The organism is Lysobacter antibioticus, assembly GCF_000731095.1.
Lineage (GTDB): Bacteria > Pseudomonadota > Gammaproteobacteria > Xanthomonadales > Xanthomonadaceae > Lysobacter > Lysobacter antibioticus_B.
Map to the genome: position 1 here is coordinate 17,019 of NZ_JMTZ01000012.1, position 11,728 is coordinate 28,746.

The 11,728-nt window shown below is 69.6% G+C and carries 8 protein-coding genes and 1 pseudogene; 5 read left to right on the plus strand and 4 right to left on the minus strand.

Going from position 1 to position 11,728, the window contains the following annotated elements:
- Positions 1–12 precede the first annotated feature (12 nt).
- Complete coding sequence (locus EX88_RS0104605) at positions 13–450, minus strand: thiol-disulfide oxidoreductase DCC family protein (RefSeq protein WP_051884494.1); 438 nt, start codon at positions 448–450, stop codon at positions 13–15.
- A gap of 55 nt (positions 451–505) precedes the next feature.
- Positions 506–1,183 (minus strand): GbsR/MarR family transcriptional regulator, encoded by a 678-nt coding sequence (locus EX88_RS0104610; protein ID WP_081930628.1) that lies wholly within the window; start codon positions 1,181–1,183, stop codon positions 506–508.
- A gap of 425 nt (positions 1,184–1,608) precedes the next feature.
- Here EX88_RS0104610 and lexA point away from each other — a divergent pair, with 425 nt between their 5' ends.
- From lexA to EX88_RS0104630, 4 genes and pseudogenes are all read left to right on the plus strand, one after another.
- Complete coding sequence (lexA, locus tag EX88_RS0104615) at positions 1,609–2,277, plus strand: transcriptional repressor LexA (protein WP_031370832.1); 669 nt, start codon at positions 1,609–1,611, stop codon at positions 2,275–2,277.
- An 8-nt stretch (positions 2,278–2,285) separates the two neighbouring features.
- A pseudogene (gene imuA / locus EX88_RS0104620) lies at positions 2,286–2,909 on the plus strand (translesion DNA synthesis-associated protein ImuA); the annotation flags it as partial.
- A 220-nt stretch (positions 2,910–3,129) separates the two neighbouring features.
- On the plus strand, positions 3,130–4,569 hold the full coding sequence (locus EX88_RS0104625) for a Y-family DNA polymerase (RefSeq protein WP_031370834.1): 1,440 nt from the start codon (positions 3,130–3,132) through the stop codon (positions 4,567–4,569).
- Positions 4,566–7,691, plus strand: a complete 3,126-nt coding sequence (locus tag EX88_RS0104630; protein WP_031370835.1) for an error-prone DNA polymerase — start codon at positions 4,566–4,568, stop codon at positions 7,689–7,691. Before EX88_RS0104625 ends, EX88_RS0104630 begins: the two co-directional genes overlap by 4 nt.
- A gap of 371 nt (positions 7,692–8,062) precedes the next feature.
- Here the strand turns inward: EX88_RS0104630 and pssA are convergent, their stop codons facing one another.
- On the minus strand, positions 8,063–8,677 hold the full coding sequence (gene pssA, locus EX88_RS0104635) for a CDP-diacylglycerol--serine O-phosphatidyltransferase (protein ID WP_031370836.1): 615 nt from the start codon (positions 8,675–8,677) through the stop codon (positions 8,063–8,065).
- A gap of 279 nt (positions 8,678–8,956) precedes the next feature.
- Positions 8,957–10,930 carry a 3-hydroxybutyrate oligomer hydrolase family protein gene (locus tag EX88_RS0104640; protein ID WP_051884496.1) on the minus strand — a complete coding sequence of 658 codons (1,974 nt, stop codon included), beginning with the start codon at positions 10,928–10,930 and terminating at the stop codon, positions 8,957–8,959.
- A gap of 100 nt (positions 10,931–11,030) precedes the next feature.
- Here EX88_RS0104640 and EX88_RS0104645 point away from each other — a divergent pair, with 100 nt between their 5' ends.
- The gene (locus EX88_RS0104645) at positions 11,031–11,696 is read left to right on the plus strand and encodes a response regulator transcription factor (protein ID WP_031370838.1); all 666 of its coding nucleotides are present in this window, start codon (positions 11,031–11,033) and stop codon (positions 11,694–11,696) included.
- The last annotated feature ends 32 nt before the right edge of the window (positions 11,697–11,728 follow it).

The following is an 11,728-nucleotide window of genomic DNA, read 5'->3' on the forward strand; positions in this document are numbered from 1 at the left end:
ATCGCGCTCCGCTCAGAAGTGGGTCGGGCAATGCTCGTTGTCGCAGCGCGGCGCAGGCTCGTGCCCGGCTTCGCGATAACCGAGCCAGCGCGACACGCGGTGCCGGTTCGGTGCGATCCAGCGGTAAGCGCGCGCAGCCATGCGTCCCGCTCCCGGCACGCGCAGCGGCCAGGTCAGCCAGCCGAGGCCGACCGCGCGATAGGCCTCGGCGATGCCGGGCACGCCGATCCGCCATTCGCCGTTCGGCAGTCGCACGTGCAGGGCATTGCGCAGCGCTTCGAGTTCGAAACCCCATTGCGCGGCGTCGAACTCCGGCGCGGCGATGTCGACCAATTGCAGGCGGCCGCGGCGGTCGTGGGCCTTGAGCCGGTGCATCTCGGTGCGGCACAGCGGACAGGCGTGGTCGTACAGGGCGATGACGGCGTGCGGGACGGGATCGTGCTTGCTCATGGCCTGCTCCTACAGTTATTTCGGTAATTAGAGAAATTACTGGACAAAAAAACGCTCAGGACGGGTCGTCTCCGGCGCGCGCGCGGCCGGCTTCGGGCTGACGCGTTTCGGGGTGGCCTGCTTCGGGATCTGCTTCGGAGGCGGCGCCCGCTTCGGGATAAGGCTCGACCGGCGGAGCTTGGGGCGGCGGCAGCGGCTTGACCGGGCCGCGCACGTATTGCTGGATGCGCGCGCCCATCTTGAGCAGCTTGATCAGGGTCTTGGGGTCGAGCCGGTTCATCTCGTCGATCCAGCTGGTGCCGGTCTCCATGAAGTCCAGCACCTCGCGCATGCGCTCCAGGGTGCGCTGGTCGCGCGGATCGGCCGGGTGGCTGGCGCTGTCGAGCACCGAGCTGCGCAGCATGCTCAGGGTCGGCTCGATCTCGCGCCGGCGCCGCTCCTGGACCACGGCGCGGAAGATGTCCCAAACGTCCTTGTAGGTCTCGAAGTGGTCGCGGCGGTCGCCAAGCACGTGGGTGACCCGGGCCAGGTTCCAGCCCTGCAGTTCCTTGAGGCTGGTGCTCACGTTGGAACGCGCCAGGCTGAGGGTTTCGCAGATCTCGTCGGCGGTGATCGCGCGCTCGGACAGGAACAGCAGCGCATGAATCTGGGCGACGGTGCGGTTGACGCCCCAACGGCTGCCCATCTCACCCCAGTGGAGGATGAATTTCTCTTGGAGCGGGCTGAGCTGCATGGGTTTTCTCTTATTTCTGTTTAGACAGAAATTAAAGAATGATCCGGCGGGAGTCAATCTCCGTTCGTCGGTTTAGGGGCCGCTCGGATCAAGGGCTTCAAGGGTAGGAGCGGCGCAAGCCGCGACCACTCGAAGCCCGAATACGCAGGCCCTACGAATCATTCCAAAGCTACGCAGCTTTCGGCCGGCGACGACCTCGCGGCCCGAGGTCGCGGCTTGCGCCGCTCCTACCCCGAAGCCCACAGCACGGACCTCGCGGCCCGAGGTCGCGGCTTGCGCCGCTCCTACCCCGAAGCCCACAGCACGCAGCATCGGTCTCAGCCTGCGCGACCGCCCCGACGCAGGCTCGCGCTGCGAGCCGGACCATCCGTCGGCTGCTTCGATCAAGTCTTACCGGCTTGCCCATTTGTTACTAAGATTAGTACATGAGCCTGACCGACACCCGCCGCGCCCTCCTCGCCTACCTGCGCGAACGCATCGCCGCCGACGGCCTGCCGCCGTCGCAGCAGGAGATCGCCGCGCATTTCGGCTTCCGCCAGAACCGCTCGGCCGGCTATCACCTGCAAGCCCTGCAGGCCGAAGGGCTGATCGAGCTGCTGCCCGGCCGCGCCCGCGGCATCCGCCTAGTCCATGAGGCCGGTCTGGACGGCGAATTCGATACCAGCGGCTTCGACGACAGCGACCGTGCCGATGCCGCCGCCAACGACGATTCGCGCCTGTCCCTGCCGATCCTCGGCCGCGTCGCCGCCGGCGCGCCGATCGGCGCCGCCGCCGAGGCCGAGAGCCACGTCCTGATCGACCGCCTGCTGTTCTCGCCGCGCCCGGACTACCTGCTGCGGGTCAAAGGCGATTCGATGCGCGAAGACGGCATCCTCGACGGCGACCTGGTCGCCGTGCACCGCACCCGCGACGCCGCCAACGGCCAGACCGTGGTCGCGCGCATCGGCGAGGAAATCACCATCAAGCGCCTGAAGATCACCGCCGACGGCATCGAGTTGCTGCCGCGCAATCCCGACTACGCGCCGATCGTGATCGCCGCCGACGCCGACTTCGCGATCGAAGGCATCTACTGCGGCCTGGTACGCCGGGCCTGAGCGCGGCCATGAGCCACATCGTCGCGCTCGACCGCTTGATCGACACCCGCCAAATCTGGCGCGGGCAGTCGGCGAACCTGGCGCCGTCCTCGCAATCCACCGGCCACGCCGCGCTCGACGCCGCGCTGCCGACCGGCGGCTGGCCCGAGGCGGCCCTGAGCGAGTTGCTGCTGCCGGCCAACGGCGTCGGCGAACTGGAACTGCTGTGGCCGGCGCTGGCGCGGCTGTCGCAAGACGACGCCCTGCACGGCGGGCGCATGATCGTGCTGGTCGATCCGCCGTTCGTACCGTATGCGCCGGCCTGGCGCGATGCCGGGGTGGCGCCTGCGCGCTTGCAATGGATCCGCGCCCTGCATCGCGATGCCTTGTGGGCGGCCGAGCAATGCCTGCGTTCGGGCGCTTGCGCGGCGGTGCTGTGTTGGCCGCAGCGCGCCGACGACCGCGCGCTGCGCCGGCTGCAGGTCGCGGCCGAGACCGGGCAATGCCTGGGCTTCGCCTTGCGCGACAGCCGCGCCGCGTTGAACCCTTCGCCGGCGGCGCTGCGCATCGCCATCGACACCGCGCCGCGGCAGTTGCGCGTGCTCAAGTGCCGCGGCGGCAACGCGCCGGCCCGGCCGATCGCCTTCGCCCATGGCGCGCGCAACGGCATCGCCGATGCGGCAGTATCGACGCGTATCGAAACGATCCGCAACGAAAGCGAGCCGGGCCGGAACGAACCCGCCGTTTTGCCATCGATCCGCCTCGCCACGCAGCCGAGCCGAGGCGGGCGTCTCGATCTTGCACGGCATGAACCGTCGCCCGCGCCGCATCCCGCGCCGGTCCTGACCCTGCGCCCGCGTTGAGCCGGCCGACATGCGCTGGGCCTGCCTGCTGTTGCCGCAATTGGCGTTGGACGTGGTCCTGCGCAGGCATGCACAGCCCGAGCGCGCGCTGGCCCTGGTCGACGGCCCGCAGGCGCGGCGGCGCCTGTATGCGGTCAACGCCGGCGCACGCGCACTCGGCCTGAAACCCGGCATGTCGCTGATCGCCGCGCAGGCGATCGCCGACGGTTTCCAAACCGTCGACCACGACCCGCAAGCCGCCGAACAGGCGCGCCAGTTGCTCGCCGCCTGGGCCTATCGTTACAGCTCGCAGGTCAGCACCGCCTTCGCGCATGCGATCGTGCTCGAGGTCGGGCGCAGCCGGCGTTTGTTCGGGCCCTGGCCGCAGTTGCGCGAACGCCTCGCGCAGGAATTGCGCGAGCTCGGTTTCCGTCATCGCATCGCCGCCGCGCCGAACCCGCATGCCGCGCGTGTGCTGACCAATATCGAAGACGGGCTGTGCTGCGACGACGACCGGCTCGAAGCGATGTTGGCGAAGTTGCCGATCGAACGTTGCGGCTTCGACGCCGACACGGTCGAGGCGCTGCAGCGCATGGGCCTGCGCAGGCTCGGCGCGGTCTTCGCCCTGCCGCGTGCGCCACTGGCCCGGCGTTTCGGTCAGGACGTGCTGACTCGCCTGGACGCATTGCGCGGTGCGGCGACGCCGCCGCTGATCTATTTCCAACCGCCGGATGCCTTCGATGCGCGCATCGAACTGGGCCACGAAGTCGAATCCAGCCAGGCCCTGCTGTTTCCCTTGCGCCGGCTCACCGCCGACCTGTCGGCGTATCTGTCCGGCCGCGACGGCGGCGTCGAACGCTTCAAGCTGATCCTCGAACACGAGCGCCACGCCCACCATCTGAACCACCCGCCCAGCGAGGTCGTAGTCGGGCTGCTCGCGCCGGAACGCGATGCGACGATGCTGTTCGAACTCGCACGCGGGCGTTTGCAGCAGGCGCAGCTGCCGGCCGCGGTGGTCGGTTTGCGCCTGCTCGCCGAGGCCCTGCCGCCGTTCGTGCCGGCGCGCCGCGACCTGTTCGACACCCGTCCGCAACAGGCACTGCCGTGGACGCAATTGCGCGAACGCCTGCGCGCGCGGCTCGGCGACGACGGCGTGCAGGGTCTCGCGCCGCAGGCCGACCATCGCCCCGAGCGCGCCTGGCGCAGTCTGCCCGGCGACGTCGCCGCGCGCGCCGCCCCGCAGGCCGGCAAACTGCCGCGCCCGGGCTGGCTGCTGCGCGAACCTGAGCCGCTGCACGACAAAGTCGCCCAAGTCCTGGCCGGCCCGGAGCGCATCGAATCGGGCTGGTGGGACGAAGACGACGTGCGCCGCGACTACTACCTGGTCGAAACCGTCAAAGGCCAGCGCGCCTGGGTCTACCGCAGCGCCGGCGGCGACGGCCCGCTGATCCTGCACGGCTGGTTCGCATGAGCGCCCTGCCCGACCGCGCCCTGCCCGATTACGCCGAACTGCATTGCCTGTCGGCCTTCAGTTTCCAGCGCGGCGCCTCGATCGCCAGCGAGTTGTTCGAGCGCGCGCAAGCCTTGGGCTATCGCGCCCTGGCGATCACCGACGAATGCAGCCTGGCCGGCATCGTGCGCGCCTGGCAGGCGGCGAAGCAGACCGGGCTGGCGCTGATCGTCGGCAGCGAGATCCGCATCGACGGCGGGCCCAAAGTCGTGCTGCTGGTCGCCGAGCCGGTCGGTTACGCCTCGCTGTGCGGGTTGATCACCAGCGCGCGGCGACGCGCGAAAAAAGGCGAATACCGCTCGCTGCGCGAAGATTTCGACGGCCGCTGCGAAGGCCTGCTGGCGCTGTGGCTGCCCGACGGCGATGCCCATGACGACGCTCACGCCGATTGGCTGCGCGAGCGTTTCGGCGCACGCCTGTGGCTGGCGGTGGAACTGCATCGCGGCCCCGACGACGACGCGCGCCTGGCCCAACTGCAGGCGCTGGCCGCGCGCCACGGCCTGGCGACTGTGGCCGCCGGCGACGTGCACATGCACGAGCGCGCTCGCCGTCCGCTGCAGGACGTGCTGACCGCGATCCGCCATCGCACCACCGTCGCCGAGGCCGGCCATCGTCTGTTCCCGAACGGCGAACGCCACCTGCGCATCCGCAAGGCGCTCGCGGCGATCTATCCGCGCGCGATGCTCGAAGAAACCCTACGGATCGCGGCTATGTGCCGCTTCGACCTCAAGCGCGACCTCGAATACCAGTACCCGCACGAACTGATTCCGGCCGGCGAAACCCCGAAGACCTGGCTGCCGCGCCTGGTCGAAAAAGGCGCCGCGGCGCGCTGGCCCCGGGGCGTGCCCGCGGATGCGCAAAAACAGATCGAACACGAGCTGCGTGTCATCGCCCACCTCGACTACGAGTCGTATTTCCTCACCGTCCACGACATCGTCGATTTCGCCCGCTCGCAGGACATTCTCTGCCAGGGCCGCGGCTCGGCGGCGAATTCGGTGGTCTGTTACGCGCTGGGCATCACCGAGATCGACCCGATCCGCATGGGCATGCTGTTCGAGCGCTTCATGTCGATCGAACGCAACGAACCGCCGGACATCGACGTCGACTTCGAGCACGAACGGCGCGAGGAAGTGCTGCAGTACGTGTTCAATCGCTACGGCCGCGAACGCGCGGCGCTGACCGCGGTGGCGATCAGCTACCGCGGCCGCAGCGCGGTGCGCAACGTCGCCGCCGCCCTGGGCATGCCGCAGGACCAGATCGGCGAGCTGGCGCGCACGCTGGACCGCTGGAGCGAGGACGTACCCTTGCCCGAGCATCTGCGCGAACGCGGCTTCGACCCGGATTCGCCCCTGCTGCGGCGCGTGGTCGCGCTGTCCTCGCATCTGGTCCAACACGGTTTCCCGCGCCACCTCTCGCAGCACCCGGGCGGCTTCGTGATCTCCGAGCGGCCGTTGCACACCCTGGTGCCGGTCGAGAACGCGGCGATGGACGATCGCACCGTGGTGCAGTGGGACAAGGACGATCTCGACGCCCTGGGCATCCTCAAGGTCGACTGCCTGGCCCTGGGCATGTTGACCGCGGTGCGCAAGACCTTCGCCTCGCTAGAACGCCAGGGCCACGGCCAGCTCGACATGGCCGGCATCCTCGCCCGCGGCGAGGACGGGGCGGTCTACGACATGATCTGCGAGGCCGACACCATCGGCGTGTTCCAGATCGAATCGCGCGCGCAGATGTCGATGCTGCCGCGGCTGCGCCCGCGCACGTTCTACGACCTGGTGATCGAGATCGCGATCGTGCGGCCCGGGCCGATCCAGGGCGACATGGTTAATCCCTATCTGCTGCGGCGCAAGAATCCCGACTTGGTCGAATACCCGTCGGAAGCGCTGCGCACGGTGCTGGTGCGCACCCTCGGCGTGCCCCTGTTCCAGGAGCAGGTCATGCAGATCGCCATCGTCGCCGCCGACTACACGCCCGGCGAGTCCGACGAGCTGCGCCGCTCGATGGCGGCCTGGAAACGTCACGGCGGGCTCGAACCGCACCGCGACAAACTGCGCAGCGGCATGTTGAGAAACGGCTATACGGAAGACTTCGCCCACCGCATCTTCGAGCAGATCAAGGGCTTCGGCAGCTACGGCTTTCCCGAATCGCACGCCGCCAGCTTCGCCCTGATCACCTACGTCAGTTGCTGGCTAAAGCATCACCACCCGGCCGCGTTCGCCTGCGGGGTCATCAACTCGATGCCGATGGGCTTCTACACGCCCGGGCAGATCCTCCACGACGCGCGCCGGCACGGCGTCGCGGTGCTGCCGGTCGACGTGCGCTACAGCGAATGGGACTGCACCCTGGAACCGGTGCACGGCCGGGTCGGCAAGCATCCGCATGCGATCCGCATGGGCCTGCGCCTGATCAACAGTTTCGACGAAGCCTCGGCCGAGCGCATCGCCGACGCGCGGGTGCGGGCGCCGTGGCGCGACGTCGAAGACCTGTGCGCGCGCGCCGCCATCGACGCCCGCGTGCGCGCCCTGCTCGCCGATTCGGGCGCGCTGCGCGCGCTCGCCGGCCATCGCCACCGCGCGCGCTGGGCGGTCGCCGGCGTCGATACCCAGTTACCGCTGTTCGCCGGGGTGGCCCGCGACGAGGCGCCGGTGTCGCTGCCGTTGCCGACCGCGGGCGAAGACGTGCAGGCCGACTACGCCCTGCTCGGCACCACTCTCGGTCGCCATCCTTTATCGCTGTTGCGCAGTACCCTGCACGCGCGGCGCTGCCGGCGTTCTTCGCAACTGGCCAAGACCGAGTCCGGCACCCAGGTGCGTTTCGCCGGCCTGGTGACCGTGCGCCAGCATCCGGAAACCTCCGGCGGGGTGACCTTCCTCAGCCTGGAAGACGAAGACGGCACGGTCAATGCGATTGTCTGGCGCGATCTCGCCCAGCGCCAGCGCCGGGTCTTGGTGGAAGCGCGGCTGATGGCGATCGACGCGCGCCTGGAACGCGTCGACGGCGTGCAGAACCTGATCGTCTCGCGCATGGAAGACCTGACCGCCCTGCTCGGCAGCCTGAGCACGCATTCGCGCGACTTCCACTGAAGCGCCGCGGTGGCTTGCATGCGAGAAGCGGATCGCTAAGAGCCGAGAGCAAATCCCCCCTGCCCCCCTTTTCCAAAGGGGGGACAGCAACGGCCGGGGTGGGTGTCGAAGAGTGCTGCGTCGTAGCCGGCAGCATTCCTTGGCATTACTAGCCGGCCAATCAACGGCCACTCCACCACGTCCCCTCCCAGCCTCTCCCCCCTTTGAAAAAGGGGGGCCGGGGGGATTTGCTTCTGCCCGTCGAACACCGCCCCATCGAACGCTTGCTTCGCTCGCGCCTGCAACCCATCGGCTGCCGTCTCGCAGACGGGATCGGCCAGCTGCGCGCGCCGCCGCCTTCGACGCAGGACACGCCCACGCAAGGACTTCGATCAGGGCTTGGGGATACGCAAGGTCTTGCTGATCATCAGCGAACCCGATAGCGCGAACATCAGCACCAGCGGATGGAACTGCCAGGGCCCGAGCTTGAACATGCCCAGCCACAGATCGGCGCCGATGTCGCCCTGCACCGCGGCGATGGCGAGCACGATCACCAGCAGCAGGCTGGTCGGGATCGGCGTGCCCTCGAAGTATTTGACCTTGCCCTCGTCGCCGGCCAGGGCCTCGGCGGTGACGTTGTAGCGCGCCAGGCGGCTGACGCCGCAACCGACGAAATAGCTCAGCACCACCCAGTCCCAACCGCCCTGCAGGCCGCAGGCATAGGCCAGCGCCGCCGGCGCGACGCCGAAGGAGATCACGTCGGCCAGCGAATCCAGTTCGCGCCCGAGCGTGGACGAGGACTTGCGCCAGCGCGCGACGCGGCCGTCGAGGGCGTCGAAGATGAAGGCCAGCGGGATCAGCGCCATGCCGATCATCAAATCGCGCACGCCGCCTTCCTGCAGGAAACGCATCGCGGCGAAGATCGCGCCGGTGCCGCAAAAGGCGTTGGCGAGGGTGAACCAGTCCGCGAGATGGAATTCGCGGAGCATCGAAAAATGACGCGCCATGCGGTGCTGCTCCGTGGCGAACGGCCGCGGGGCCGTCCAGTAAGGGCGTTCAGCCTGCCAAAGCCGATGCGCCCGCCGCAAGAGGCAGAGGTCGCAAAGGCATCGATCCTCGCCGGTAGCGGCCCTCGTCACGCCCCTCGCAAGCGCTAGCGTCCCAGCCGGCGAACCACGCAGCGAGCCGCGTCGAGCCTGCTTCAGGCCTGCATGGCGGCGGTTGCTGCGCGGATGAACCCCGTGTTCGCGCCTGGCTTGCGCGCGGATGAACGGCGCGCCGGCGCCTCAGCGCGGAATCGCCAGGTCGGCGGCCTTCAAGGCCTGCCCTTGCGCGCGCGGCGCGGTCTGGATCAGCGCATCGGCCGGCAAGGGCTGGTCCCGGTCGAGGTGCGCGTCGACGCGGTCGAGCGCCTCGTAGACATAGGGCAACAAGGGCAAATAACGCGTGCTCAGCGCCGGCAGGCCGAGGAAGGCATCGAAGTGCTGGACGTTGCGCACCTGCCAGTAACGCACCTGCGCGCCGGCCTCGCGCGCCATCGCCACATAGGGCGCGCTGCTGAAGGCCGGCGGGATCAGGCCGTCGTCGAGGCCGTGCACGACCACGATCGGCAGGTCCTTGCGCGGCGCCGACGCGCGGGTCGCCTCGATGCCCTTGCGCACGCGTTGTTGCGCGGCGGCGAGCGCGGCGCCGCGCCCGGGCTGTTGCTCAGCGAGCGGTTCGCCGTTCCACAACTCGCGCAGGCCCGCCAGCGGCGCGAGGCGTTGCTCGGGCTGCGCCGCATTCGGGCCGAACAGATACACCCCCGCGCCCGGCGGAATGCCGCTGGCATCGGACCACCAGGCCGCGCGTTCGGCTTCGCTGGCGGCGCGTTCGCTGATCGGCGCGCCCGGAGCGACCTGGCCGGCGCTGTAGACGTAGCGGACCCAGGGCTGGTCGGGATTGCGCGTGCGCGGCTGCTGTGCCGCGCTGAAGCGGCCGTAGGCCGAGGCATAGGTCGCCGCGACCGCGCGCCACAGATCGAAGTTGACCGACAAGGCGCCGGCGCGCAGTGCGTCGTCGCTCCAGCCGTTGCCGCGCATGCGCTCGTAGGCGGCTTGCGCACGCACCTGCGTGCTCGCCTGCTTCGCCGCCTCGCCGAGCAAGCCCAGGGCGGCGGCGTAGTTGCAGAACGATTCCGCGCTGTCGCCGCTGATCGGCGCCACCGGCATCGCACCCAGCGGCTTGTGCAACAAGGCGCAAGGCATCAACAAGGCGGCTTCGGTGGTGTAGTCGTACAAGGGCCGCGCGCCTTCGACGTAGACGTTCGGCTCGCCGGCCACGACCGCATCGAGCCAGCGACCCTCGCGCCCGCCCTCGTCGTCGAGTTCGGCCGCGCGTAACACCGCGCCGCCGCCGTTGGAAATGCCGACTGCGATCACCCGCGTATTGGCGAAGGTGAAAGGCGCCTGTTTCGGAAAGGCTTGGTCGAGCGAGCGCAAGCCGAACTGCGCGGCCTGACGCACGTGCCGGCCCCAATCGGCCTCCGGGTTGTCGCGCGAGTGCGCATGCTTGAAGGCGACGCCCTTCGAAGCTTCGCGTTCGTTCGCATTCGGAGTGAAGGCCAGCCCGCCTTCGGCGACCGGGCCGGTGGTGCCGTCGGCACGCACGCCGATGCCGGCATCGAAATCGAAATAGTCGGTGCCCGCGCCCTTGTCGGTGTAGGCCACCGCGCAGCCCTTCGGCAGGCCCCAGGCGCCGGCGACCGCGATCGAGCCGTAGACGCCGCGCGAGCCCGACGAGGCGCTGACCACCAGGCAACGCTTCTTGGCATCGAACTCGTCGGGCACCTGCACCAGTACGCGATGCGGCTGATGGGCGCCGGGCAAATTCGCGAACGCGCTGAACTCGCGCCCGGGCACGCGCGCGAGGCTGCCGTACAGCTCACCGTAGCCGCCGCCCGGGGCGAGGTCGGCGATGCCGCGCCAGTTCGCCCACAAGGCGCGCCGACGCAACTCCGCAGCGGTGGGATGCGCGGCGTCGGCGAACGCCGGCGGCAGCATCGCGCGCAAGCCGTCGAGGCCGAGGCCTGCGCTGAGCAGGTCGTCGTGCTCGCCGCGATGCTCGGTCTGGCGTTCGGCGCTGAACATCGATGCGGATTCCTGGCGGGCGTTCGGGGCGGCGGAGCGCTGCTTGGCGGCGACCGCCACCGGCGATGCCGCGCAAGCCAGCAAGACGAGGGCGGCGGTGGCCGCGGCGGTGCGAAGGGATTGGGCGCTCATCCTCTCAGGCTAGCAAGTCGCGCGCAGCGCCTCATCGTACTTTCGTACAGCCGTGCACGGCGGCCGCGGCCGGTGCGCCGGGCCTGTTAGGCTAAAGACGATGCCGACCCTGCTGATCGCCGACGACCACCCGCTGTTCCGCGCCGCGCTGCGCCAGGCCGCGGCCGATGCCGTGCCCGACACCATGATTCGCGAAGCCGGCACGCTCGACGACACCCTCGCCGCGCTCGAAGCCGAGCCCGGCATCGACCTGGTTCTGCTCGATCTGCACATGCCCGGTAACCACGGCCTGGCCGGGCTCGCGGCGATCCGCGCGCAGTACCCCGGCACCGCGGTCGCGGTGGTGTCGGCCAACGACGATCCGCGCGTGGTGCGGCGCGCGCTCGACCATGGCGCCGCCGGTTATCTGCCCAAGAGTTCCGGCCTGGACGAATTGCGCGATGCGATTCGCGCGGTGCTCGCTTGCGAGCAGTGGCTGCCGGCCTCGTTGCGCGCCGCGGTCGCGCGCACTCACAGCGAGCGCGGCGACGCCGACCTCGCCTCACGCCTGGCCAGCCTGTCGCCGCAGCAGTTCCGGGTGCTGACCCTGGTCGCACAGGGCTTGCTCAACAAACAGATCGCCGATCGCCTCGACGTGCAGGAGCGCACAGTCAAGGCGCATCTGTCGGCGATCTTCGACCGCCTCGGCGTGCGCAACCGCACCCAGGCCGGCGTGGTCTTGCGCGAACTCGAATTGTCCGACCCGGCGCGGCGAATCGAAGACTAAGCGCTAGCGTCGGCTCGGACGTTCGGCGCCCG

Excerpts from the sequence above, each read along its gene's own strand:
- pssA (WP_031370836.1), bottom strand. The coding sequence starts at position 8,677 with ATGGCGCGTCATTTTTCGATGCTCCGCGAATTCCATCTCGCGGACTGG.
- EX88_RS0104645 (WP_031370838.1), top strand. The coding sequence starts at position 11,031 with ATGCCGACCCTGCTGATCGCCGACGACCACCCGCTGTTCCGCGCCGCG.
- EX88_RS0104640 (WP_051884496.1), bottom strand. The coding sequence starts at position 10,930 with ATGAGCGCCCAATCCCTTCGCACCGCCGCGGCCACCGCCGCCCTCGTC.
- EX88_RS0104625 (WP_031370834.1), top strand. The coding sequence starts at position 3,130 with ATGCGCTGGGCCTGCCTGCTGTTGCCGCAATTGGCGTTGGACGTGGTC.
- EX88_RS0104605 (WP_051884494.1), bottom strand. The coding sequence starts at position 450 with ATGAGCAAGCACGATCCCGTCCCGCACGCCGTCATCGCCCTGTACGAC.
- EX88_RS0104610 (WP_081930628.1), bottom strand. The coding sequence starts at position 1,183 with ATGCAGCTCAGCCCGCTCCAAGAGAAATTCATCCTCCACTGGGGTGAG.
- lexA (WP_031370832.1), top strand. The coding sequence starts at position 1,609 with ATGAGCCTGACCGACACCCGCCGCGCCCTCCTCGCCTACCTGCGCGAA.
- EX88_RS0104630 (WP_031370835.1), top strand. The coding sequence starts at position 4,566 with ATGAGCGCCCTGCCCGACCGCGCCCTGCCCGATTACGCCGAACTGCAT.